The organism is Periweissella ghanensis (assembly GCF_918814755.1).
Taxonomy (GTDB): Bacteria; Bacillota; Bacilli; order Lactobacillales; family Lactobacillaceae; genus Periweissella; species Periweissella ghanensis.
The window spans coordinates 103,667-129,809 of the sequence record NZ_CAKKNT010000001.1; the positions used below are offsets into that span (position 1 = coordinate 103,667).

Annotated in this window: 24 protein-coding genes; 3 read left to right on the plus strand and 21 right to left on the minus strand. The window is 39.4% G+C overall.

Features of this window, described 5'->3' with window-relative positions; genetic code table 11:
* Positions 1–2: 2 nt before the first annotated feature.
* A complete protein-coding gene (prmA, locus tag LQZ76_RS00515; RefSeq protein ID WP_230097820.1) occupies positions 3–980 on the minus strand; it encodes a 50S ribosomal protein L11 methyltransferase in 978 nt (325 codons plus the stop codon).
* A gap of 263 nt (positions 981–1,243) precedes the next feature.
* Here prmA and LQZ76_RS00520 point away from each other — a divergent pair, with 263 nt between their 5' ends.
* Complete coding sequence (locus LQZ76_RS00520; RefSeq protein WP_230097821.1) at positions 1,244–1,435, plus strand: PspC domain-containing protein; 192 nt, start codon at positions 1,244–1,246, stop codon at positions 1,433–1,435.
* 376 nt (positions 1,436–1,811) lie between these two features.
* On the opposite strand, the gene LQZ76_RS00525 is transcribed toward LQZ76_RS00520, so the two are convergent.
* On the minus strand, positions 1,812–2,996 hold the full coding sequence (locus tag LQZ76_RS00525) for an iron-containing alcohol dehydrogenase (RefSeq protein ID WP_230097822.1): 1,185 nt from the start codon (positions 2,994–2,996) through the stop codon (positions 1,812–1,814).
* Between the two features lie 190 nt (positions 2,997–3,186).
* Positions 3,187–4,380: an SAM-dependent methyltransferase gene (locus LQZ76_RS00530; RefSeq protein ID WP_230097823.1), complete on the minus strand. Its 1,194-nt coding sequence runs from the start codon at positions 4,378–4,380 to the stop codon at positions 3,187–3,189.
* A 391-nt stretch (positions 4,381–4,771) separates the two neighbouring features.
* On the opposite strand from LQZ76_RS00530, the gene LQZ76_RS00535 reads away from it, so the two are divergent.
* Together LQZ76_RS00535 and LQZ76_RS00540 are read left to right on the plus strand one after the other, a co-directional pair.
* Positions 4,772–5,770 (plus strand): D-2-hydroxyacid dehydrogenase, encoded by a 999-nt coding sequence (locus LQZ76_RS00535; protein WP_230097824.1) that lies wholly within the window; start codon positions 4,772–4,774, stop codon positions 5,768–5,770.
* Positions 5,771–5,843: 73 nt separating this feature from the next.
* Positions 5,844–7,076 carry a PTS sugar transporter subunit IIC gene (locus LQZ76_RS00540; RefSeq protein ID WP_230097825.1) on the plus strand — a complete coding sequence of 411 codons (1,233 nt, stop codon included), beginning with the start codon at positions 5,844–5,846 and terminating at the stop codon, positions 7,074–7,076.
* A 101-nt stretch (positions 7,077–7,177) separates the two neighbouring features.
* On the opposite strand, the gene LQZ76_RS00545 is transcribed toward LQZ76_RS00540, so the two are convergent.
* The 18 genes from LQZ76_RS00545 to LQZ76_RS00630 form a co-directional block, all read right to left on the minus strand.
* The gene (locus LQZ76_RS00545; RefSeq protein WP_230097826.1) at positions 7,178–8,086 is read right to left on the minus strand and encodes a diacylglycerol/lipid kinase family protein; all 909 of its coding nucleotides are present in this window, start codon (positions 8,084–8,086) and stop codon (positions 7,178–7,180) included.
* Between the two features lie 254 nt (positions 8,087–8,340).
* The gene (locus LQZ76_RS00550; protein WP_230097827.1) at positions 8,341–9,885 is read right to left on the minus strand and encodes an MFS transporter; all 1,545 of its coding nucleotides are present in this window, start codon (positions 9,883–9,885) and stop codon (positions 8,341–8,343) included.
* A 2-nt stretch (positions 9,886–9,887) separates the two neighbouring features.
* On the minus strand, positions 9,888–10,430 hold the full coding sequence (locus LQZ76_RS00555; protein WP_230097828.1) for a PadR family transcriptional regulator: 543 nt from the start codon (positions 10,428–10,430) through the stop codon (positions 9,888–9,890).
* A gap of 258 nt (positions 10,431–10,688) precedes the next feature.
* A complete protein-coding gene (locus LQZ76_RS00560) occupies positions 10,689–11,168 on the minus strand; it encodes a DUF2798 domain-containing protein (RefSeq protein WP_230097829.1) in 480 nt (159 codons plus the stop codon).
* 124 nt (positions 11,169–11,292) lie between these two features.
* On the minus strand, positions 11,293–14,079 hold the full coding sequence (locus LQZ76_RS00565) for a YfhO family protein (protein ID WP_230097830.1): 2,787 nt from the start codon (positions 14,077–14,079) through the stop codon (positions 11,293–11,295).
* A gap of 143 nt (positions 14,080–14,222) precedes the next feature.
* Positions 14,223–14,507 carry a DUF2089 family protein gene (locus tag LQZ76_RS00570; protein WP_230097831.1) on the minus strand — a complete coding sequence of 95 codons (285 nt, stop codon included), beginning with the start codon at positions 14,505–14,507 and terminating at the stop codon, positions 14,223–14,225.
* A gap of 447 nt (positions 14,508–14,954) precedes the next feature.
* On the minus strand, positions 14,955–15,113 hold the full coding sequence (locus LQZ76_RS00575; RefSeq protein ID WP_230097832.1) for a hypothetical protein: 159 nt from the start codon (positions 15,111–15,113) through the stop codon (positions 14,955–14,957).
* Between the two features lie 215 nt (positions 15,114–15,328).
* Positions 15,329–16,237, minus strand: coding sequence for a GTPase Era (era, locus tag LQZ76_RS00580; RefSeq protein WP_230097833.1), 909 nt, complete (start codon positions 16,235–16,237; stop codon positions 15,329–15,331).
* A 40-nt stretch (positions 16,238–16,277) separates the two neighbouring features.
* The gene (locus LQZ76_RS00585; protein ID WP_230097834.1) at positions 16,278–16,703 is read right to left on the minus strand and encodes a diacylglycerol kinase family protein; all 426 of its coding nucleotides are present in this window, start codon (positions 16,701–16,703) and stop codon (positions 16,278–16,280) included.
* The gene (gene ybeY / locus LQZ76_RS00590; RefSeq protein ID WP_230097835.1) at positions 16,681–17,163 is read right to left on the minus strand and encodes an rRNA maturation RNase YbeY; all 483 of its coding nucleotides are present in this window, start codon (positions 17,161–17,163) and stop codon (positions 16,681–16,683) included. The genes LQZ76_RS00585 and ybeY overlap by 23 nt, the downstream gene beginning before the upstream one ends.
* Positions 17,163–18,131, minus strand: a complete 969-nt coding sequence (locus LQZ76_RS00595) for a PhoH family protein (RefSeq protein ID WP_230097836.1) — start codon at positions 18,129–18,131, stop codon at positions 17,163–17,165. Before LQZ76_RS00595 ends, ybeY begins: the two co-directional genes overlap by 1 nt.
* A gap of 229 nt (positions 18,132–18,360) precedes the next feature.
* Positions 18,361–18,741 carry a hypothetical protein gene (locus LQZ76_RS00600; protein WP_230097837.1) on the minus strand — a complete coding sequence of 127 codons (381 nt, stop codon included), beginning with the start codon at positions 18,739–18,741 and terminating at the stop codon, positions 18,361–18,363.
* Positions 18,742–18,922: 181 nt separating this feature from the next.
* Complete coding sequence (locus tag LQZ76_RS00605; RefSeq protein WP_230097838.1) at positions 18,923–20,515, minus strand: amidohydrolase; 1,593 nt, start codon at positions 20,513–20,515, stop codon at positions 18,923–18,925.
* 93 nt (positions 20,516–20,608) lie between these two features.
* Positions 20,609–22,195 carry an amidohydrolase gene (locus LQZ76_RS00610; protein WP_230097839.1) on the minus strand — a complete coding sequence of 529 codons (1,587 nt, stop codon included), beginning with the start codon at positions 22,193–22,195 and terminating at the stop codon, positions 20,609–20,611.
* A complete protein-coding gene (locus tag LQZ76_RS00615; protein ID WP_230097840.1) occupies positions 22,192–23,298 on the minus strand; it encodes an ABC transporter substrate-binding protein in 1,107 nt (368 codons plus the stop codon). The genes LQZ76_RS00610 and LQZ76_RS00615 overlap by 4 nt, the downstream gene beginning before the upstream one ends.
* Positions 23,299–23,315: 17 nt before the next feature.
* Positions 23,316–24,068, minus strand: a complete 753-nt coding sequence (locus LQZ76_RS00620) for an ABC transporter permease (protein ID WP_230097841.1) — start codon at positions 24,066–24,068, stop codon at positions 23,316–23,318.
* 40 nt (positions 24,069–24,108) lie between these two features.
* The gene (locus LQZ76_RS00625) at positions 24,109–24,918 is read right to left on the minus strand and encodes an ABC transporter permease (RefSeq protein ID WP_230097842.1); all 810 of its coding nucleotides are present in this window, start codon (positions 24,916–24,918) and stop codon (positions 24,109–24,111) included.
* A complete protein-coding gene (locus LQZ76_RS00630) occupies positions 24,918–26,015 on the minus strand; it encodes an ABC transporter ATP-binding protein (protein WP_230097843.1) in 1,098 nt (365 codons plus the stop codon). The genes LQZ76_RS00625 and LQZ76_RS00630 overlap by 1 nt, the downstream gene beginning before the upstream one ends.
* Positions 26,016–26,143 lie beyond the last annotated feature (128 nt).

The window sequence follows — 26,143 nt, forward strand, 5'->3', positions numbered from 1 at the left end:
CCTTACCCTTGTGCTGTAAATTCGTTAACGTCATCCGGATTTGGTTTGTAGGCAATAATTCCATACCAATCACCAATTTGCAAGCTTTGTTCAATTTTGAAACCAGCCGCAATTTGAGCATCCCGAATTTCCGTAAATTTGTCTTTAATAATCCCACTAGTTAAGAAGTACCCACCTAAACGCAACTTATCCCATGCCTGAGGGATCAAGGGGTGAATTACTTCGGCCAAAATATTAGCTACAATCAAATCGACGTTTTCGGCCGCGACATCTTTAAGTAAATCAGATACGTGCACATCAATATCTTTGGCCACTGGATTAAGCGCCAAGTTTTCTTGGGCCTTAGCAACCGCAATATCGTCAATATCCGTTGCCGTAATTGTGCCAACCCCTAAGTGCTTAGCTGCGATACTTAAGACCCCGGAACCAGTTCCCACGTCAAGCACGCGTTCACCACCGCGCACAACAATCGTTAATGCTTCTAACATCAACCGCGTTGTGGGGTGTGTTCCAGTCCCAAAGGCCATGCCAGGATCAAGCACAATTAATTTTTCATCACTTTGGGCTGGTTGATAATCTAACCATGAAGGCACAATCGTTAAGTTACGCGTCACGCGAACGGGGTGGTAGTATTTCTTCCACGCCGTAGCCCACTTTTGGTTATCAATATCTTTCACTACGACTTCACCAGGTAAGTAATCCAAACCAAATTCCCCTAATTGGGTAACTTTAGCTTTGATTTGCGGTAAAATTGCTGGATCAAAATCGTCTTCATCAAAGTAACCACTAACAATTGCCCCTACTTTTGGCAAATTTAATTCATCCCAATCAATATAGACGGTTTCGTCAGCTCGTTCATAATTTAAGTTCTCGTTGGCATCCTCAATTTGAATCCCCGCAGCACCAAGTTCCATTAAAATACTTGAGACTGCTTCAACGGCCTCACTGGCTGTTTTCACGCTAACTTCTGTCCAATTCATTGTGTGTTCTCCATTATCTTTGAATAATATTATGTCATTAATAGCCCACATAAATTTGGTGCTTATTACACTTAATACTTTAATTTTAAAGCATTAATAGGGTCTATGGCAAATTTATCAATACTAATGGCAATAATAGCTTTATTCACTATACTTGACACCCCTACTATGGTCAATTCAATCGCACACCTTTTAATTTAAATTAAGCTAATTTTTGGATATACTTAAGAAGTACCAACTAGCAATTAAAGGAGGGCTTTATTATGCACAAACGACTTTATCGCAGTGATAACAATCGGGTTTGGTTAGGCGTCCTCGGTGGCCTCGGTGAATATTTAAATGTCGATCCAACCTTATTACGGGTTATCTTCGTTATTTTTGGCGTCTTTACTAACATTGTTGCCCTAATCATCTATCTGCTATGTGCGTGGATTATGCCAAGACGGTTTAATTAATATATCAGCAAGCAAAAAACCGAAGAGCCTAGGCCCTTCGGTTTTTGTGTTTTGGATGTTGTTATGGCAGTAGAGCCAAAATGTACTCGAAGGCGCAAGCGTTTAAGGCAGTAGAGCCTAAACGTGCTCGAAGCCCCAGACAGTTGCGCCTAACTTTAAAACGATTAAAATACCAAACCCGTATTTTATCGTTTTTCGTTAGTGCTCACTGTCTCCCAGGGGCTTCTCGCACTCTGCACTCTGCACTCTATCTCTTTTTCCGATTGCTAACCCAACCAATCATCCCAATAATTGCGCCCGTAATAATTGCGCCGATGATAAATGGCACAATCATAATGTTATCAGTTAAAATTCCCATGGTACCTCCTGCTAAGGCTTATTCAAAACCTTCTGTCGTCATTGACTTCCGGTACAAGTCTACCACATCAGCCGCATTTAATGAAACATAACCCGTTTCCGTCAAGTTCTTCAAGTTAACGGCATGGTTAGCCATCGCTTCAAAGTTAGTATCTTCATTAATATCGACACCACCAAGCGTGGTTGGTAAGCCAAGTTCCTTAATCCAGTCATACGTAGCTTGAATGGCATCACGGGCCACTTGACTATCTTCACCGGCTAAGTGCCATACATTGCGACCAAAGGCAGCAAATTTAGCTTCCGTATCGGCATTCAAACAAAATTCCATCCAACGTGGTGTTAAAATTGCTAAGCCAGCCCCATGCGTAATGTCATAGTAGGCTGACAATTCATGTTCCATTGGGTGAACTGACCAACCATTAGCATTACCAAGCCCCACTAAGCCATTTAAGGCCATTGTTGAAGCCCACATTAAGTTAGCCCGAGCATCGTAGTTTTCTGGTTGGGCAATGGCAACCGGTGCCCATTTAATCACCGTGCGCATAATTCCTTCAATTAAACCAGCCGTAACGTCATTGTTTGGTTCGCGGTCAAAGTATTGTTCAACTAAGTGGCTGAAAATATCAAATGAACCAGCCGCTGTTTGCCAAGTTGAGACACTATAAGTCAATGTTGGGTCTAAGAATGAAACGGCGGGTGTATTAGGACCATATGTGCCAATTTTTTGCTTAGTTTCCATGTTTGAAATTACTGAACCTTTGTTCATTTCCGTTCCAGTCGCAGCAAGCGTTAAAATATCAACCACGGGTAGTTGCTTAATCCCATAGCGTAAAGTTGGATCTAAAACTAAATCCCAAACATCTCCATCGTAGTATTTAGCTGAGGCAATCACTTTAGCAGCATCAATTACTGAACCACCACCAATTGCCAAAACAACATCAATCGCGTGGTCTTTAGTAAGTGCTTGTCCGGCGGCCACTGATTCAACACGAGGATTAGGATCAATGCCAGCTAATTCAACAACATTCAAGTCGGCTAATAATTCTTTAACTTGATCGTACAAGCCACTACGTTTAATTGAACCACCACCATAAACAAGTAAAACATTGTCTCCAAATTGACTTACAGCTGCATGTAATTTACTGGCAATTTGATCTTTACCAAAAACAATTTCCGTGGCGTTTTTAAAATTAAAGTTTTGCATGTGTGCACCTATTCCCTCTTAAAAAGTTAGTTAATAATTCGATTATATATTTTCCTGAATTACGAATGCAAGTAGCGGTTAAATATACGTAATCTCTTATAAATTCCTTAAATTGTATCATTTTTTCTGATAAAAAAACTAGGCAATGTTTGCACTCATCGCCTAGTTTGCTAAAATAATAATAGATGTATTACTTTTCGTTCTTATAAATGTACGAACGGCTCATTGGTAAGTTGGTACCTGAAGGGCCTTTAGTCATTAAGAATTGGATTACATCGATGTTACCACTTTCAAATGAAGCGGCACACCCTTGTAAGTATAAATCCCACATACGGGCAAATGGTTCCCCATATGCTGCCACCGTTTCATCAAAGACGGGCATGTAGTTTTTGTACCATTCTTCAAGAGTCCGTTGATAGTGGCGACGTAATGGTTCTAAATCGTCCAATTGCAATTGGGCATTCATGATATGTTGCATATTTTCTGCTACGTTTGGAATGTAGCCACCTGGGAAGATGTATTTTGCGATAAATGGATCGACACCGGCACCTTCGTGTTGACCGGTAATACCATGGATTAATGCGCGACCACGGGGCTTCAAGTATTCATTGACCTTCTTAAAGTAGAGGCCAAGATTTTCTTTACCAACGTGTTCAAACATCCCGACTGACGTTACAAAATCAAAGGTCATATCACCTAGTTCACGATAATCAACTAACTTAACTGTAACTAATTCTTCCAAATGAAGTTCTTTAATGCGGTTAACCACAAATGCATATTGTTCTTCAGACAAAGTTACCCCAGTTGATTTCAAACCGTATTCTTGAGCGGCGGTAATAATTAGCGTTCCCCAACCACAACCAATATCCAATAATGATTGACCTGGTTTTGAATCAAGCTTATCAAGAATATGGTGAACTTTGGCCATTTGTGCTTCTTCAAGCGTCATGTCTTCACGAATCCAGTAGGCACATGAATAAGTCATTGTGCTATCAAGCCACTTTTCATAGAAGTCATTCCCAATATCGTAGTGTGAATGGATATCAGCTTTTGATTCTTTTTCGCCGTGTGAGTGGACAAACTTACTCAAAAGGCCCTTAAAGCCATCTTGATTAGTTAAGAAACTGTCATGCTTACGATAAGCAGAGGTAATTAATTCTTGAATACTACCTTCGATTTCGATGTCTTTATTCATGTACGCTTCGGCAAGGACGAGTGTCGGAGTTTTGGTTAGATCCTTCATATTAAGTTTTGTATTCAATTTAATATGAATAGCAGGTAACCCTTCACCATAATTTTCTGATGTGCCGTCCCAATATGTCACCATAACCGGGACATCAAAAGCACTTGCTAAGAGTTTCTTTAAAACTTGTTTTTCCAGCATCTGTCGCTTCTCCTTACTTTAACCAAACTTTATCACACGTTCATCAAGTTAACTTTGTAGTTTTTTACAACTATAATTTATAGATGATTAAACGTATAGTGAATGTTTATACCAAGTAATATACTCCTTTAAAACCCTGGTTGGCAAATTTTTTTAGCAATCCTTAATCTTCTTTATAACATTTAATAATTATTAGCGCTCGTGTTGTAAAGTCAGTTATAGCAAAGGTTTTAGTTAAAAATTATTGTTAAAATAATCACATAATCAAACTTTTGAGTACTTACATTGATAAAAACTTCACAAAATACAGAAAAAATAGTGGAAAACATGTAATTATCATGTATAATAACTTGTGTAATAACAAACAAATACCTGAGGAGATATATATATCATGACTAAAATTTTTGCTTACGGAATCCGCGATGATGAAAAACCAGCTTTACAAGCATGGGAAGCTGCTCATCCTGAAATCGAAGTTGATTTCACTGGAGAATTATTAACTCCTGAAACTGCTGAACTTGCTAATGGGGCTGATGGGGCCGTTGTTTACCAACAATTGGACTACACGCGCGCCAGTCTTGAAGCCTTGGCTGCCGGTGGCGTTAAGAGCCTTTCACTTCGAAATGTCGGGACTGACAACATTGATTTTGATGCCGCGCGTGAATTTGGTTTCAAAATCTCAAACGTCCCAGTTTACTCACCTAACGCGATTGCTGAACACTCAATCATTCAAATGAGCCGGTTACTCCGTCGTACTAAGCCACTTGATGCTAAGATTGCTAACCACGATTTACGTTGGGCCCCAACAATTGGTCGTGAAATGCGGATGCAAACCGTTGGGGTTATCGGTACTGGCCACATTGGTCAAGTTTCCATTAACATCCTTAAAGGGTTTGGCGCCAAAGTAATTGCTTTTGATCCATACCAAAATGCCCAATTAGCAGCCGAAGGTTTATATGTTGACACCCTTGACGAATTGTACGCCCAAGCCGACGTAATTAGCTTATATGTTCCTGGTGTGGCGGCTAACCATCACATGATTAACGCAGACTCAATTGCTAAGATGAAAGATGGTGTCATCATCGTTAACTGCTCACGTGGTAACTTAGTTGATATCGATGCCGTTATTGCTAGTTTAGATAGCGGTAAGATCAGTGATTTTGCCATGGACGTTTACGAAAACGAAGTTGGTTTGTTCAATGAAGACTGGTCAGGTAAGGAATTCCCTGATGCTAAGATTGCTGATTTGATTGCGCGACCAAACGTTTTAGTTACCCCACACACTGCCTTTTACACAACTAAAGCCGTTGAAGAAATGGTCCACCAATCATTTGACGCGGCTGTAGCCTTTGCAGCGGGTCAAACCCCAGAAACAGTTGTTGAATACTAATTCCACCCACCCTTGTATTAGTTCAGCAATTTTTAGATAACGGCATTAATTTCATTTAGAGGAAAAAGAGAATATGATTAAAGCACAAGGCAAAAAATGGTTTAGTAAAGAATCACAAGATGTTCGTAACCAAGAATATGCTCGTAAGGCACAAGAGATTGCACCACAAGTTTTTGATGGCACCACTGAATTACACATTAAAGATTTCTTCTTTAAAGTCCTTTCTGGTTCTGCCCAAGGGATTCTAATCGGGGTTCTTCCAAGCGCTGTCATGAAATATATTTTGAAATACTCAGGTTTAATGACAACCAGTTTTGGTCAAGACCTTAGTGCAATTCTAAACTTGTTTACCATCTTAATTCCATTCTTAATCGGGATGGCTGTGGCAATGCAATTTAAAATGAAATCCCTTGATGCCGGGGTCGTGGCCATTGCAACGGCGGCTGCGTCTGGTTCAATCAAATGGACAACGGCTGGCGCCCATGCCATCAACCCAATCACTAACACTCCTTGGATTCCAAAGTCAGTGATTTATGTGGCTGGTGGTGCCGGTGATGTTATCAATGCAATGATTGTCGCTGGGCTTGCTGTTTTTGTAACTTGGTTAGTTGCTAAATACCTTAAAGGTTTTGGTTCAGTAGCCATCATTTTAAGTCCTATTTTAGTCGGTAGCTTAGTTGGCCTCGTAGGCCTTGAAATTGCTCCTTATGTTGCTCAAGTAACCGCTGCAATTGGAAATGCTGTTGAAACATTTACCAAATTGGCACCAGTCCCAATGGCCATGCTAATTGCAATGGCTTACTCAGTTATCATTATCACACCTGTTTCAACGGTGGGAGTTTCGCTTGCAATTGGCCTTGCCGGTCTTGGTTCTGGAGCTGCTGCTATGGGGGTGGTTGCCACAACGATTGTACTTATCATCAATTCATTAAAGGTTAACAAACCTGGTGTAACAGTAGCAATTTTCTTAGGGGCGATGAAAGGGATGATGCCATCAATCTTTAAAAAGCCCGTTACTATGTTAGCATTTATGTTAAGTGCTGCGATTGCCAGCTTGCCGGTAGCGATTTTTGGCATTGAAGGTACCCCAACGACGGCCGGTTTCGGTTGGATTGGGATGGTTTCGCCAATCCAATCCATCGTAATGGATCCAGCTGATAAGATCTTCATGAGTCATACCATTAGTCCTATTATTGGTTTACTTGCTTGGTTTGTGATTCCTGCCATTGCTGCTTTTATTGCTAATTTTCTTTTCACGAAAGTATTTAAATTATATACCGCAAAAGATTTCCAACAAGATCTATAATTTCGATAGTAAAAAAGCGCTGAGCAGGAGCTCAGCGCTTTTTTGCTGGATTATCAAGGTATTTATCCACTTTAGCCACAAGCTGGCTTAAAACACCCTTATCAAATAAAATTACCACTTGGTAAAAATACTTCATACATATCGCGCACGATATTCATTTCCAACGGTAATTGCGGTCTAATATTGCCATCTAACATCACCTTAACCATATCAACATCACTCTTCGTCGTCACGTTTAACTGGGTTTGCGCCTGGGCATGACTAATACCATTGGCTAACGAATGGGTCATCATCATCCGTGACACCGCCCACATTTGCACTAACGGTTGGCTATTTAAATACCGCACCGTAAAATTACTTTCACGCTGCTCATGATACTTTGCCCCTTTGGAAATTACATACGGATTAACTTTAAAAATCCGTGTCGTGATTGGTTGCGCAGCTTCATTCCCAAACTGATAGTTTAAACTAAATTTAGGTGAGTGTTTTAAATAATTAAGCCACCAACGTAATTGTTTCCAACCGCGAAATGGTATTTCTTGTTCTAATTCATGACAGGTTGCTGTCGGATCAGTCCCAATCGTCAACGTCGTATGGCAAACATACTGATGATTAATCACACTCGCATTCACTCTTTTAAGTCGGCCGCTAATAATGATTTGACAGGCTTTTTCCACATCCTTTGCAATTTGCCACCGTTTAGCAAATAAATTCTCACGACCACTTGGAACGAGCCCTAATGGTACAAAACAGCCACTCTCAAACATCGCGGTCATCGCGGTATTGAGCGTGCCATCACCGCCAACCACGACTAAGCCATCAAATTGCTCTAAGCGCTGCGCTAATAATGTTCGTGCCGCTAATGCACTATCGGCAGTTAATAATTGACACGTATAACCTACCGCCATTAAACGTGCTTTAACGGTTGCAGCTTGGTTGGCTGCAATTTGACTGCCGGCGGTATCATTATAAAAAATACCAAAATTCGGCGCAGTCGTTGTCCCCCTCATAGTGTCCCCCTTGTTTATTTTTATATTCTTATTTAGTGACGATTTTTATTTATAATTTACACCTTCATCTCCTTAAAGATACCGAGAGTAATGGCCTTTTGCAAGTAATGCAGTCGCTTTTAATCCAATGGTAATCTTTGTTATTACTTCGATAACAAAGATTTAACATGATTGCAATCCGCAAAGTGCGGTAAAAAAATAGCCGACAAGCTAGTGTAGCTCATCGACTTTAAATTTAAATATAAATTTGAGTTTTATTTACGTTCATTACGTTTTAATAAAGTCAATGCCCCTAACGCTCCTAACAAAACAATAATTGTTCCCGTCATTAGCGTAGTTGCTAAGCCACGATTATATGATTCCACCACGGCCACTTGGAACTGTTTAGCCCCCGAAATTTGGGCAATTCGTTGACTAAAAGCAATCGCATGGCCCCCAAATGGACCGGCTTCAACCAATGCTGATTGTAGATGGCTAAGGACTTCTTTGGGCACATCGGTATTTGGTAACTTACCGGCTAATTGATTTTCATATGCATTCGCTTGTACCAACCCTAAAATTACAATCCCAAATGAAACCCCAAATTGCCGAAAGACGTTCAATAAGCCTGAGGCCATCCCCATTTCTGGCAATGGAACCCCATCAAGACCAACCGTATTTAACAATGGGTTAACAATCGCATTCCCAATCCCCATCAAAATCATCATTGGCAAGATTTGTGGGTAACCAGTCGTTAATGACAAGCCGTTAATTAAAAGGACAAATCCGATTCCCACTAAGACTAACCCACCGGCAACTAAACCTTTACGCGAGTATTTTTGACCTAAAATCCCAGTAATTGGCCCCAAAACTAATGACCATACGGAAATTGCCAGTTGCCGAATTCCTGTATCAAAGGCCGACCAACCAATGTAATTTTGCATCAAGATGGTAATAAAGGTATTCATTGAATAGACCCCCGCCCCTAATGCAAAGGCCACAATCACCGCCCCAACAAAGTTCCGTTGTTTGAACATCCGTAAGTTCATCATTGGGTGTTGGAGCTTCATTTCAACCGTAATAAAAATAGCTAATAAAATAATGGCAGCTAATAACCAGCCACCAATGTGGGGATTGGTCCAAGCCATGTGGACATTATCTTCTTTTTGAATCAAACCAAAAATAGCACAAAATAATGTTGCTGCTGATAAGAGCATTCCAAGAAGATCCACGCGTTGGTCCTTACCGTAACTTGGCGTTTCCTTGACAAACAAGAACGTCATAATGACCGCGATAATGCCAACTGGCACATTAATGTAAAAAATTGATTGCCAACCGAATTTTTCAACCAATAAACCACCAACAAGGGGGCCTGAAGCTGATGATAAGCCAATTACTGACCCCACAATTCCAAGGGCAATCCCACGCTTAGCACCATCAAAGTTAGACGCAACTAACGCCATTGACAATGACATCATCCCGGCACCCCCAATTGCTTGGACCGCACGACTAATATCAAGGGCTAATAAAGTTGGGGCTAAGCCATTAGCGGCGGAAGCAATAATAAATAAAATAATACTAGCTAAGAAAATCTTCTTGCGGCCATACATATCACCGAGTTTTGATAAAATCAAGATCATCACGGCAAAGACAATTGTGTATGAGCTTAGCACCCATTGTAAGTTATTAAACGGCTCATTAAATGACTTTTGCATCGTGGGCAAGGCCACATTAACGACCGTCACATCCAAAAGTCCCATAAAGACCCCAATTGATAAAGCCGCGAGGGCTAACCATTTCTGGTATGGTTTTTCTTCCATTGTTATTCTCCTTTAAGCGTGGTTAATTGTTGTTCTACCCAAGCTAATTTAGTTTGGGCAAGCGTCAAGTCAAGTTCCGTACCTGCTAACACATAGTGGTACTTCTCTCGTTGGCCGTCATCACGCTGAATATGTTCATCCATATGTAGTGCTAATGCCTGATAGGCGTTAATGTCAGTGGTTAAATAAGTTTGATATTCCAACAGAATTTGTTTACGCACCGGCACACTAACCGAACCTAAGAAACGACATTTAAAATGCAATAACTCTTCGCGTTTGGAATCGTACGCGACCGGTTGCTCCATTAATTTACGAAAGTGTTGGGCCCCCTGCTCGGTTAAATGTGCAAAGCGGGCCGAGCGTGGGTCTTGGGGATTTTCATACAATGTAATCCAACCACACTTGGCAAATTCATCTAAGCGTGGATATAAGACCCCACTAGAAACTTTGCGGCGCGTGGTAAAAATATTTTCTAAAATATTGCGTAAGGCATACCCCGACTTATCCCCACTCGTCAAAACACCTAAAATAATTAATTCGTACATACCCCCTCCTTAATTTAATATATCTAAACGACATATTAAATTATAGTCCGCCGCCCCTAAATGTCAAGCTTACTTAAAGTAACAAAACCGTAAAGGTCATTTTGACCTCAAAAAAAGCATGTAACAAAAAGCGGGTGCTATCGAGAAATACACTAAATAAACCCCTTGAAGCAAGCACTTCAAGGGGTTTATTGGTGTATTTTGAATATATTAGTAGTCCGTTCCGTCAGCCACGCCTGCGATCACAGCTCGTTATTTTTACATTTCTTCAAGCATTGGTGCAGCCACTTTAGATTGGAGCCACTTCATAAAGCGGGTTACCAATGGGCGTACAATAAAAAAGAATACTGGAATTGCGACCACAAAGGCCCGAATCCAATTGCGTAAGTAATCAAACAAATAATGTGATGGCACATAGTTTTTAAACACTAAGGTTGTTACAGCAATCACAATTAAGGTGTTGCATGAAATAACTAAAAATGGAAAACTAATGTGGCGTGGTTGTTGGCTCAACCATTGTGAGCGTTTATGTAAGTGCCCTACAATTGGTCCTGAGATAAACTTCTTTGTTAAAAATACCAATGTCAAGGCAATTGGGTAAATCACTGCTTCGTGCTGAAAGTGGTGATTGCCAAATCCATAACGCCATACTAAATTGTAATTTGACATGCAAAATACCATCGTTGCCATTACCGCTAATCCGCTGGCTTCCGGATGGTGAATAATCTTTCGTATCATACATACCTCTTCTCTAAAGTCTTTCGATAAATACAACTATAGCACAAATTAAAATAAAACTACAAATTTTATTTTAAAAAATATTAAGTAATAATCAAGATAAATTACGTAAAGAATCCGTAAATTAACTCTCAAAATGGCGACGACGATTCCAAATTAACATTCCCAAGAAAATTAACCATGCGCTAATAGAAAGTACTAGTCCCAGTTTTAAACCCGGCGTTTGATACTGTAACACTACTTTTTGGCTTTGACCGGCCGGCACTTTAAGGCCAACAAAGCCACCATTAATCCGGTTCACTGCCACGGGTTGACCATTAACTTTGGCATGCCAGCCAGTTGAATACGGAATATTTGATCCTAACCACGTTGGCTTTGCACTAGTATATTGACCACTTAAACCACGGTAATTAAGTTTAATTGCTTGTAGTCCATGTTGTTTAACCGTCTGTAAGCGTTGCATAACTTGTGCATTACTAGCTTGTGAATAGACTTGCACATTAAATGTGTATTTACCAGGTTGATCAAAATTAAATGTTAAACTATGGGGCACGCGTTGCGTAATCCCAAAGTTTAAGACCCCCGCCCTACGTAATTGATAAAATGCTCCCGACGCCGTTGATTCTTGACTAAAATTAACAATCCGATTACCACCACGAACATTCAAACTAAAACCATCTAAACGATTTAAAGTTAACCGTTGGGCCATCCGATGGGTCAATTGCACCCCTTGTTGGCGTAAATCATGGGCCGTGGCCGCTTGAAACTTAATATCTGATAAATATACTAAAATTTCGCCACCCGGTAACGTTGGTTTAAGCTTTAAAACCATACTAGCCCCAGGATTGTTATTAATATACGTCACATGATGGCCGCGTAACTGCACCTGATTCTGTTTTGCCCCTTTAAGCACTTGTTTCTTATCAATATACCGCGATAAGCGAACTCCCAGATGGTGGGCTTCATGTAAGCTATTTAATTGTGGCTTCACGGTCGTAACCTTTGGGACAGCGACCATGCCAGACCCAAATAAACTTTCTTTTTCAACCGGATTAGCCGCCAAATATTGATCCTCAGAATATGCGCCTAACGCTGTCCAGATAATTGGAAAAGCCAATGGATTGTGATAGAAGTTAACATGTTGGGCATCACTCGCTTGTTTTTGTAAATGTGGTAGCGCCGCTAATTTAGTCATTTTAGAACCCACTAATTGATTAGCACCAAAATATTCCGTTAGTAAGAAGCGATTATCTAAATTCCGCAAGGGATTAACGGTCCGGCCACTAGCAATCGCTAATTGATCACTGACATCAATCATTGCTGGTGAGACCGTTGATAAGTACAATCCGGTTGCGTGGGCCGGCGTCAAAAAGCTGTTAATAAAAGACTGCTGGCTAGGCGTTTGAATCCCATTAGTATATTCCGTTCGCGCCGTTAATGCCCTACTATACTGGGCATTAAAACTTGTTGGTGTATCGATTAACTCGTTGACTTGGTTAGCCGTTAATAAATTGAAATTATCACGATGGCCTAAGCGCGTATTAAATTGCCCTAAAACGGTTAATGTAATACTAGCTAACACGGCCCACCGTAACAAATATGTTGTGAACCATTTTGTCCCTGGTTTTACCCATAAATAGCTGACCATTACTGCTAACGTGATACTATACATTAATAACTGCCAATTGTTAACTTGATTAATTTTGCTTAAGGCTAAATATCCGAGCCACGTTAAGGTGATCATCCCACTTAACTTGCGCTTCATTAGTAATGGCAACTGGTTGCGTTGCATTAATAAATGCACCCCGGAAAAAGCCGTCATTAAGTAATAACAAAACATCCAACGATTCGTCGGTGTATTACCAATCGTTAATAATACTGCCGCGGCTGGAAAAAGCAGTAACCCAATAATTATCATTAAAAACGTAAACGCCATTTTATTTTCACGGCGATTAGCGATAATCCAGAAAAAACCTAGCGTATTAATGGCAGCTGCCGAACCTTGCAACCAAAATGAACTTGGCTCAACCACACCTTGAACCCCAAATGGTAACGTCAATAATTTTAAATAATATTCCCATGGGTACAAACTAAACAATTGAGCGATCCCTGAGCCACTGCGCGGTGAAGCAGTTAAATAAATCACGGTTGGCCATAATACGACACTCGCCAAGGCAATCCCTAGGACTACATATAGCACTAATGGTGTCCAATCGCGCCACCACTGTGCTTGCCGATAATTATAGCTATATGTGACCAAGGCATAAATTGCCAACATTTCAGCGAGGATTAACCCCCAATAAAAGTTACTCGCCACCGCTAAGCCAACTAATAAAACTAAGCTCACATACCGCCGATTAGCAAAGAAACGTTCAACAGCGACAATTAGTAACGGTAAATAGATAAACGCATTGAGAAACAATGACTGATTAGTAACACCGTATATCCCAAACATACTTGCCAAATAGGTCACAATTGTTAACCCGAGCCATTGTCGCGGAATCCCAAATTTAGTTGCACTATACCCAACCGCTAACCCAGCTAAAATATAGCGTAATAAGATAATTACTTGATAACCAAGCAGCGTATGTTGGTGGTCAAAAAAGATCATCAAATACGCCAATGGATCACCTAAAATATAATAACTAAAGGCATTAAACCAATCGGTTCCGTTACTCAACGTCCAATCCCAAGTCCCAAAAGTAGTTGGATGCTGAATAAACGTCATTAAATACGCATGGAGTTGTCCAAAAACTTGAATATGCTGATTAACCGCGTCACTATTAGAAATTAAAGTTTTGCCTCGTAAAAACACTGCCCCAAATGTAGCGCATGCAAACCCGATAATAATTACTAAACTAAACCAAAACGTCCGCCAATGGTACCGGTTGTCATCATTAAATCTCAACATACAATACCAATTCCCCTTTTTACTCTTAAATATGATATGTTCTCAAGTATAGCATTTTAAAGCCGGTCCCTGAAATGCTATTTACATCCCTTAAACTAAAAAAAACAAAGAACACGAGTGTGTTCTTTGTTTTTACAATAATATTATTTGATATCTGCAAATTCGTCTTTATAGTCTTCAATAATTTGTTTAGCTGTTTCCAACGTCAAACGATTATCTTCCACCATGTGCATCACTTTTGCTTCAAACGATGGTGTATTTTGTTCATCTAACATTTGAATACGATAAATCACTTGATTTAACCGTAAACGCACAGTTGGATAACTCACCCCGTAAATCTCAGCTAAGCGTTTTAGCGATCCTGATGAGACCATAAAATTTTTGATAAACAATTGTGTTTCTGCGTCTAAATTTAAAAACCAATCCATTGTAATTCCCCCACAAATTCTTTTGTTGCGATTTCAATATCAGTTACATATCGTTAAACTAAGCGCTCCGCTTTAACTAAATGTAACTTAATACCGCTATCTCTTTATCTTTGTCTATATAGTATTTATATCAGATAAATTAAACAATCATATTTCAGGTATTTTACACCCATAATACAAAAAATGTTTATTAAGTATTTTTCTGATTTAATTTACTAATAATATGACAAATTAATATTTACCTTGATCATTTAGCATTTCTGCTTGAACAACCCCCTCAGGTAACATACTATATAATAACTCAATTAATGAAAAAAGACTTTAAATTCGTCTTACAATTCATTAATTACTTTTATTGAATTACAGGTTCATCTAGATTGGTTCTATATATAATATTTTAATTCTTCATCAATTACATAAAACTTATACTTATACGCACAAAAAAAACTATAACTTAACGTTAACCGTAAACTCAAAACTACCATCTGGTAAATCACGTTTACGAATTGCCCGTGAACCATAAAATGATGCGTTGTTAGCAATCATCCATTCATCTATTTCTTTTACAATCGCTTCTATATCGGTACCACTAAAAATTTTAATCATTTTGCTCTCTTCTTACTTAATAATATATTATTTAAAAACTTATTCATTATACTTGATAAACTATTTATATATCAATGCTTATTGATAATTTTCTGCAAATTTAAATATAATTTTTTCATAAAACTGAACATTATTTAACATTATTGAACATAACACTCATTTCACACGAAAAATTCCACCTGATACAATTATCAAGTGGAATTTTAGTATTAATATTAGTAGTCCTCTTCTGAGTAACCGTATGATTGAAGTGCTTGTGGTTTATCCAACCAGCGATCTTCAACTTTAACCCACAATTGTAAGTTAACCCGATCTCCTAGTAACCGTTCGATATCTTTACGTGCACGGATCCCAACTTGCTTAATAACGGCACCTTGTTTTCCGATAATAATACTCTTTTGACCCGGACGTTCCACTACAATTGTTGCTTGAATTTGAACTTTTTGTTCCGTTTCCCGTTCAATCTTTTCAATCACCACGGCCACGGAGTGCGGAACTTCTTGACTTGTTAATTGCAAAATCTTTTCACGGATTAATTCACCAATCACGAAACGTTCTGGGTGATCTGTAATTTGATCAGCTGGGAAGTATTGCGGACCCGCTGTCAATTCTTTAGCAACTGTCTCAAGTAATTCCGGCACGTTAGCACCAGAACGCGCTGAGATTGGGAAAATTTCATTCCAATCCAAGGCTTCGCGGTAACTTTCCATAATTGGCAACAAGTCATTTGGGTGCACCAAATCAATCTTGTTAATCACTAAGTAAATTGGTGTCCCAGACACTTCTTTTAAGCGTTCAATAATGAAGTCATCTCCCCGACCACGTTCTTCATCGGCGTTAACAACAAACCAAATGGCATCGGCTTCGTGTAATGCTGATAAAGCTGACTTAACCATGAAATCACCCAAACTATTGTGGGGTTTGTGAATTCCTGGCGTGTCAATGAAGACGATTTGTTCGTCATCAGTCGTGTAAATTCCTTGAATCTTGTTACGCGTTGTTTGTGCCTTATTTGACATGATGGCGACTTTTTCACCAACAATGTGGTTAAGTAAAGTTGATTTACCAACGTTTGGTCGCCCAACGATTGCTACGAACCCAGATTTAAATTCTTTTCCGCTCATTATTCCCTCTTTTTCATCCCCGGTTAATTCCGGACATCTTCTAGTGTGTTGACAACATAAACCAAATATATGGTTCAAAAATGATTAACCCAATTACGACCGCAAAAACGGCAGCAACCAAGGTACTTGCAGCTGCCACATCTTTGGCAGTCTTAGCTAATCTATGATAACTTTTTCCGACAACTAAATCAACAATTGATTCAACAATGGTATTTAAAAATTCTGCTGTAATGACTGAAAAAATTGCCACAGCAATCCACAACCAATCTGAACGCCCGATACCAAACCATAATCCCAGGCCAATCACAATAGCAGCTGTCAGTAAATGAAAGCGCATATTACGTTCTTTTTTAATGACCAACCAAACCCCACCGGCAGCATGGCCAAGGGATTGACGAAAACTATGGTTCTTGTCAATTTGTGGTTGCACTGAGGTTGGCTGTTTATCGCGCGAGTCCAAAGGCATCTAAAATCTCCTTTTGCAAGGTGAACATCTCTTGTTCTTCATCAGCTTCCATGTGATCATAACCATTAAGGTGTAAGAAACCATGGACCGCTAAAAAGCCCAATTCACGTTCAAAACTGTGACCCAAAAAGGCCGCTTGTTCAGCAACTTTATCCATTGAAATTAAGATATCACCAATATTATGCCCTAAATCAGCCGTCATTTCTTCATCCATGATTAAGGCAAATTCATCTTCATCATCTTCTTCAATCGCAAAACTGATGACATCGGTTGGTTTATCAACTCCCCGATACTCGAGGTTGTATTTTTGAATTTCCGGATTGTTCATAAAGGTTACTGACATTTCCGTATCGGTTGGTAGCTTAATGTAGTCACCGGCAAACATTAACACGTCATGGACGAGTTTTTGGTGAGCATCACTAACATGCTCTTGAGTGTTATCGATTAATGCTAAATCCATTAATTATTTCCTGTACTTTCTGTTTCATACTTATCATAGGCGTTGATAATTAAACCAACGACGGGGTGGCGCACGACATCAGCGGCTGCAAATTCAACAAACTCAATGCGCCGGACGTTTTGGAGCACTGCTTGGGCTTGCTTTAAACCTGATTTAGCCCCACGAGGTAAATCAATTTGTGAAATATCACCATTAATTAGCATTTTAGCCCCAAAACCTAATCGTGTTAAGAACATCTTCATTTGCATCGTGGTCGTATTTTGGGCTTCATCTAAAATCACAAAGGCGTTATCTAACGTCCGACCCCGCATGTAGGCTAATGGGGCGATTTCAATCGTCCCACGATCCATTAAACGTTCGGTATGCTCTTTACCTAAAATTGCGTGTAAGGCATCATAAATCGGCCGTAAGTATGGATCAACCTTTTCTTTTAAATCCCCGGGTAAGAATCCTAATGATTCACCGGCTTCAACGGCTGGCCGAGTAATGATAATCCGTTCAACATCCCCGCGTTTTAAAGCACTAACTGCCATCACAACCGCTAAATAGGTTTTCCCGGTTCCGGCGGGGCCAATCCCAAACGTAATATCATTATTCCGAATTGCTTGAATATATTGACGTTGTCCAAAGTTTTTCACCCGCACTGGGCGACCCTTGGCATCTCGAATCAAAGTTTCTGAGTAGAGGTCTTGGAAATATTCCAACGTCCCGCGTTCGGCCATTTTAATGGCACTCACAACGTCAGTCGCATTAATCTTAACACCTGTCTTAATCAGATGGGCTAACTGGCGTAAGATATCATACGTCGTCTCAACTGGTTCATCCTCACCGTTAATTTTAATTTCATCACCAAAGGCCCGGAGTTTAACGCCGATACCTTCTTCTAATAACAATAAAAAACTATCTTGGGCGCCTAATAAACCAACTTGTTGTTCAGCATTCTCAATCTTGAATATCTTCTCTTTCAAAATAGCTGCGTCTCCTTATGTAAGCACATTTTCTAATATTATAGCATAATCATATCCGACTTTAAGTAGGTAAAGTCACCTCCAACGGATTAAATTCCCCTTTTTGCCGGTCTTACCGATTACTGCAGTGAAATCTTGTTAGGTATACTGACACAAGTTACTAGCGGTTAACGCAAAAAAAAGCAAATCCGTTAAGATTTGCTTTTTTAGCTTTAAGCAATTGGTAATGTTAGCGACCTTTTTTCAAGACATGGGTTGTTAACAAGAAAAATAACACCGTTGGCGCGCCACAAATCGTAAAGGCTGATTGATCAATTGGCCATGTGTAGGCACCAAAGGCAATTAAGGCCACTGAAATAATGGTCAATAAAACACCAACAAAAACATCGACATCTAAGCAAGCAAATAAAAATTGCAAAACAAGACATGCTAGTAAGGCGACCCCGACGTATACAAATACTTGTTCATCAAAGCTTGCCATTGTGATTGGGACACCCCCAGTTGCCGTTAGGACGTTTAAGCCTAACCACAACGCACATAAAATATCAAAAGCTAGCAACGTTAAAATAATACAGTAGTAAATTCCGCGAATTACGCCCTTTGGTTGCATATAATTCCTCCAGCGTACTTAAATAGTTAAATACATTATTAATTAATATTTTACACTGATACTTTTAATAAGTTTAGTATACCCCTTATTGCAAGTAAAAGCTTAATTCTTATCTGAGCATCTATTATAGCAAAAAATACTGTGAGCTCCAAATTAAGCTCAATCCTATGCTAAAAATTAACTATTTATTATTCGTAAATACCCTTTGACCATTAAAAATGGTGGTCTGTACTTTGACATTTAATAAATCAGGCGCCGGAATGCCTAAAATATCTGTATCTAACACCACTAAATCCGCCAAGTTACCCAACGCAATCATTCCAATATCATGGCGCCCAATTGCTTGAGCGGCGTTCTTGGTGTGGGCAAGAATCGCTGTGGCCACCGATAATGCTTGATCCGGTCGGAAGGCATCTTGGGGCTTGTTAGCAAGCGTGCGGCGCGTGGTGGCATAAAATAACGTTTCTAACGGTGTATTATCAATCACGATTGGTGAATCGGTGCCAAAAGCCAACGTGGCCCCAGCCTCGATAAAATCCTTAAATAAAAATATATTCTTAACGCGCTCAGGCCCCACTTCTAAATCTAATGTATCATAACCAATTAACGCATGGCTCGGTTGGACCGATAAGATGGCTTTGGTGGCACCAATCAACCCTAAATCCAAGCGGTCAATTAATTCAAGGTGCTCAAGCGAGTTAACGTAATCGTTTGGTAACGGGAACTTTTGATTAGCTTGAGCAAAGGCCGTTAAAGTTTGCCAAACCGCTTCATCACCAATTGTATGCACCCGAATGGGCCAGCCATGCTGATTGGCCGTTAAAATCAACTCATGGAGTAATTTATCCGGCAATAACGGCCCACCATGTTTCGTACTATCAGGGTACGGTGCTTTTAAATATGCTGTTTGCGTACTCGTCACACCATCATAAAACTGCTTAACACCCCCAAATTGAATCCGGTCTTCATGCGCAAAAAGCTGGCTAATTTGGGTTACGCGGGTAATATCAGGCCGCATTGCCGGATAAATCGACGTACGGACTGTACTAGTCTTGGTAAGTTGTTGGTAGACAGTAGGATAAATCAAATCATCGGGGGCGGAACCTGATAGTGCCAAATCCGCAACCCCGGTAATCCCCATCGTATTTAAGTGGTGGGCATAGGCTAAATACAAGCGAGTGGTTGGTGGACAAATTTGCGTTAAAATTTGGGCAATAATGGCAATCGCGATGCCTTCTTCAAAGAAACCCGTGTACCCTTGATCATCTTGTACCGCTCGGCCACCATAATTACTAGCTACCAATTGGGGCAAATTAAGTGTGGCCATCGCTGCCGTGTTTAACCAGACCGAATGTGCATCTCCGGCAATGACCATCGTCGGTGTAATGGCATCAAGTCGGTCTAAATCGGCACTAGTTGGTGTTTGTTGATTAGGAAAATCACTGGCATAGAAGCCTAATGCTAATTTCCACCCCTGATACTTGGGAACTTGAGCAACTTTTTGTGCCACAGTGGCGGGCGTAACTCCACTGACGTAATGTAAAATTTGCGCATAGACTAATGCCGACAAATAAATATGTTGATGAGCATCAATAAACCCCGGTAAAACTAACTGCTCACCATAATCAATTAGGTGGGCATTAGCTGGCAACGAAACCTCGCTATCGTGATAAATGGCGGTAATTCGTTCATCCGTAATCTGGATTATGCCCGCAAAAGTGGTTGCCGTTGTACTATCAAATATTTTGTTACTTTTTAGGTACCAAGTTATCATTACACAAGCTCCTTACAAGAAAAGATACTTCATTCTATCAAAAAAGTGATACAAAAGTTTTAATAAGCTTTTGTATCACTTTTTACATTTAATCTAATTATTAAACACTAATTCTCCATTAAAGAATGTTGCAGTTACCTTAACTTTTAGTAAATCAGTCGGCTCAATAGCTAAAATATTAGTATCTAAGACCGCTAAATCAGCGTAATTACCAACCTTAATGGCACCAATATCATTACGTTGAATTGCACGAGCTGCATTTAACGTATGGGCTACTAACGCGCTAGCAATATCAATGGCTTGTTCAGGTCGGAAGCTATCATCAGCTTGGTTCGCTAATGTGCGCCGCGTTGTTGCAAAGAAAATCGATTGTAACGGTGTTGTATCAAGGACTACTGGGGCATCAGTTCCAAAAGCAAGGGTTGCACCAGCATCCAAGAAATCTTTCGTTGGAAACATATCCTTACTCCGTTCAGGCCCAACTTCAGCATCCAAAGTATCATATTCAATCAGAGCGTGACTTGGTTGAACTGAAACAATTGCCTTAGTATCACGGATCAAATCAATATCACTTGGATCAAAGACTTCTAAATGCTCAATTGTATTAACTTTTCCAGCTGGTAATGGATATTTAGCATTAGCAGCGGCAAAGTAAATCAACGTATTTTGCACGGCTTGATCACCAATGGCATGGACCCGAATGGGCAACCCAATTTGGTTGGCTTTAAAAATTAAATCATGTAACACTTCATTAGGTAATAATGGTTCACCACAATGCGTATCAGAACCCGGATAAGGGGCTTTTAAATAAGCTGTTTGGGTGCTCGTAACGCCATCGTAAAATTGTTTCCCACCACCAAGAATAATTCGTTGATTATCAGCAAACATTTTACCAATCTTGTTAATCCGCGTATGGTGCATTTGCATAGCTGGGAAAATACTAACGCGGGCCGTCACTTCATCAGCAATCGCCGCATGGACATCTTCATAGACAAAATCATCATCTGAAGCCCCGGTACTTGCCATATCAGCTAATCCTGTAATCCCCATTGAATTCATGTATTTTACATAATCTAAATAGAGTTGGGGCCGTTCAATCTGCATCGCCGCAAAAACTTGGGCAACAACGTGCACGGCAATACCTTCCTCAAAGAAACCCGTAAATTCGGCGCCGTCTTTGTAGGCCGTACCACCAAATTGTTGCACATCGGCGTCATCAACATGGACATGTGCTAACGCAGCTGAGTTTAACCATGCCGTATGACCATCACCGGATAAAAGGACGGCTGGATTATGTGGTTCAACCACATCAATATCGGCTTTAGTTGGCGTTGGTACATTACCAAACTCGCTTGGATAAAATCCTGAAGCCACCTTCCAACCATGATATGCTTGCACTTGCGCTAATTTAGTCGTAACTTCAGCTACTGATGCCCCACTAATATAATTCATAATACCGGCATTAAACAATGATGCTTTGTTTAAATGTTGATGCGGATCAACAAAACCAGGAATAATCATTTGGTCAGTGTAATAAATAATCTCACTTGCTACGGCATCACTTGGTACTTCATCCAAAATAGCTGCAATCTGTTGATCTTTAATTACCACGACACCCGCAAAAGTCGTTTGTGTTTCAACATCAAAAATGTACTGTGATTTTAAATATTTAGTTGTCATTTGAGACCCCCATCTAAAGATACTTTAGTTTTTGCTTCTAAATATACTTCGTTATATTCATTGAAGTAACGTAGTGGTTGGTTGTTGTAGTGTTGTGCATTTTTTAACTCACTCATTGGTGGGTATAATACTGGGTTATGGGTAATACTTTTTGGTAAATATTTTAAAGCAGCTTGGTTTGGTGAACTATATGCCACATATTCCGCATTTTGAGCGGCATTTTTAGGATTCAACATAAAGTTAATAAACGCATAGGCCGCTTTTTTATTATTAGCATTTTTAGGAATGGCCATGTTATCAGTCCAGATTGGACCACCTTCTTTAGGAATTAAAAATTTAACATGTGGATTTGCATCAATAACCACCTGGGCATCCCCGTTATAAGTAACGGAAATATTCGCATCACCATTAATCATTAATTGTTTCTTTTCATCGGTCACAATTCCGCGAATGTTAGGGCCCAAGGCGACAAATTTATTAAAAATTTGCTTAATTTCGGCTTGGTTTTCGGTATTCAATGAATAGCCGAGCGCTTGCATCGCTGGTTGTAACATTTCCCGTGGACCATCAATTAATAATAATTGATCTTTGAAGATGGGATTCCATAATTTCCCCCATGAATCCAATTGACTCGCATGAAAAACTTGGTCATTATACATAATTCCGGTTGTCCCCCAAAAATATGGTAATGAGTGTTCATTATGAGGATCATACTTTTGATTTAACAAATGTTTTGATAAATTATCAAAGCCATGAATTTTTGAATAATCTAACTTAGCTAATAAACCTTCTTGTGTCATCTTACTAACGAGGTATTCACTTGGGAAAATCACATCATAGTGTGTCCCACCTTGTTTAACTTTTGTTTCCAATGCTTGATTAGAATCAAAAGTATCGTAGTTAACTTGATAACCCGTTTCTTTGGTGAACTTAGCTAATAACGCCGGATCAATGTAATCACCCCAGTTATAAATGTTCAAAACTTGATTAGTATTGGCGGCTTTAATCGGTGGTTTATTAATTTGTGCCAACCAATTTTGGCCAAGGACCAGTACAACTAAGACCACAATCATCATTGATACGAATGGAACAATTTTTTTCATCTTTATTCGCCCCTTTCCTACTTCGTTAACCGTGCTTTTTTATCAGTATAGGTAGTGTACAAGTAGTACGCAAAAACCAATAACAACGAAACAGCAAACATTAAAGCCGATAAAGCATTAATTTCAAGACTAACCCCTTGTCGGGCACGTGAATAAATTTCGACTGACAACGTACTAAAGCCGTTCCCGGTCACAAAAAAAGTTACCGCAAAATCATCTAATGAGTATGTCAAAGCTAACAAGAACCCAGCCATAATACTTGGCCAGATTTCAGGAATCACAATTTGTGAAAGAATTGTTCCGCGTTTAGCCCCTAAATCACGGGCGGCCATGACTAGCGTATTATCCATTTCCCGTAATCGTGGTAAGACCATCAATAATACGATTGGAATTGAAAAGGCGATATGTGAAATTAAGACACTCACAAACCCTAATGAGAAACCTAAAATCGTAAATAGGATTAAAAAACTAACCCCAATCGTGACATCTGGTGACACCAATAACACATTATTTAATGACAAAAACGTGTTTAATGTCTTTTTATTTTGGAGACTATCTAAAAATAACGCTCCCACTGTTCCAATAAAGGCCGCAATGGTTGCAGAAGAAATTGCTAGAATAAACGTATCTAACAAAATTTTCAATAACCGTGTATCCGCAAAAAGTTCTTGATAGTGGACAAAAGAAAAGCCACCCCAACCACTCATAATCGTGCCACCATTAAATGAGTACACTACTAAAAAGATAATTGGAATATACAGCAGAATCATTACGAGTAACAAGTAACTATTTCCTAATAATTTTTTTGCATTATTTGCGCTTACCTCGTTCCCGTGTAAAGTACATTGTCACCGCCATTGCAAAAATTAAGACAATCGCGATGGTTGATCCCATGTGCCAATTTTGCGTCACAATAAAGTGTAACTCAATTGCTGATCCAAGCGTCATGACTTTGTTACCACCAATTAAGGTCGTTAACATAAATAAGCTCAAACTAGGAATGAAAACGGCTTGAATCCCTGATTTAATCCCATTAATTGACAAAGGAAATACTAATTGCGTTAACGTATTAACCGGCTTAGCACCAAGATCGCGACTTGCTTTCAAAATATCAGGATCGATTTCATTAATTGAGTTATAGATTGGTAATAGCATAAATGGTAATTCCAAATATACGGCCACAAAAATAAAGCTAACATGGTTAAATAACAAATTATGAGTACCAAAGCCTAAGGTTGCGAACAATTGATTAATCAAGCCACTCTTACTAAGTAGCCCCAAAAAAGCATACGTTTTCAATAACACATTAATCCACGTTGGCAAAATAATTAACATTAACCATAATTGACGATGCTTTAGCCGACTTAAAACATACGCGGCGGGAAAACTAATCACAAACGTAATTGCGGTAATAATCAACGCATAAAATACGGAGTTAAAGGCCATTGGTAAGTAAACATCTGAGGTAATAAATTCATGGAAATTAGCTAGCGTTAAGTTACCTTGTGCATTGGTTAAACTTTGATAAACCAACAATGCAATCGGTACAATCACAAAAACTGCTAGCCAACTAATATATGGAATGGCAAAGAACGCCTTTGCACGTGTATTATCCTTCATTATTCACCCTCGTAACTTTCAATCCGGGCGTCAAAATCATCTTCAGATTCATTGAAACGCATTACGTGGATATCTTCTGGGCCAAAGTCCAAGCCAACGCGGGCCCCAACAGTACTTGGGTTGGTTGCTTGAACTTTCCATTCATTTTGATCATCATCAATTGCCGTAATTTCATAGAAATCACCCCGGAATGATTGATCAGCAATTGTCACAATTAATTTACCTTGTTCCACGGGTACTAAATCCAAATCTTCTGGTCGTAATACAACTTCAACCGGTTCATTTGGTTTCATCCCAGCATCAAGGTTTTCAAAATCTTTATTGACAAAGCTAACGAGGTAATCTTGTTTCATGACCCCATTAACGATATTACTTTCACCAATAAAATCAGCAACAAAGTGATTAATTGGTTCATCGTAAATATCAACCGGTGTCCCATTTTGTTGAATTTTGCCATCATTCATGATGAAAATCCAATCAGACATCGCTAGTGCTTCTTCTTGATCGTGCGTCACAAAAATAAATGTAATCCCTAACCGCTTTTGAATTGCGCGGAGTTCTGATTGCATTTGTTTACGGAGCTTGTAATCAAGAGCAGATAAAGGTTCGTCAAGTAAAAGAACGTCAGGTTCATTAGCAAGAGCGCGGGCGATTGCAACGCGCTGTTTTTGACCTCCTGACAATTCCTGAATTGCGCGATTTTCAAATGCTTCTAGTTTCACTAGCGCAAGCATTTCACGCACCTTCGCTTTGATTTTGTCCTTTGGCATCTTCTTTAATTTAGGACCAAAAGCAACATTATCAAAAACGGTCATATTTGGAAAAAGAGCGTAGTTTTGAAAAACTGTATTCACTCTCCGACTCTCAGCTGGAATATTATTAATAACTTTTCCATCAAACAATATTTCACCTGCATCAGCAGATAATTGACCGGAAATTAAGTTTAAAATCGTTGATTTACCGGATCCTGAAGGACCCAACAAGGTATAAAACTGACCTGCTTCAATTTCAAAGCTAACATTCTTCAAAATTTCATTATTGTCAAATGACAATCCAACATTTTTAAACTCAATCACGGGCAAAACCTTTTTATCCAATACAACGTACCTGTTCTTTCTTAAATTTTGTCACGAACTTTATCTTACACAATAATTTTCGGATTTACTATCTAATTTTTAATTTCATTGTAAAATTACTGGGTTTTTACAAAAAAATTTACACATAA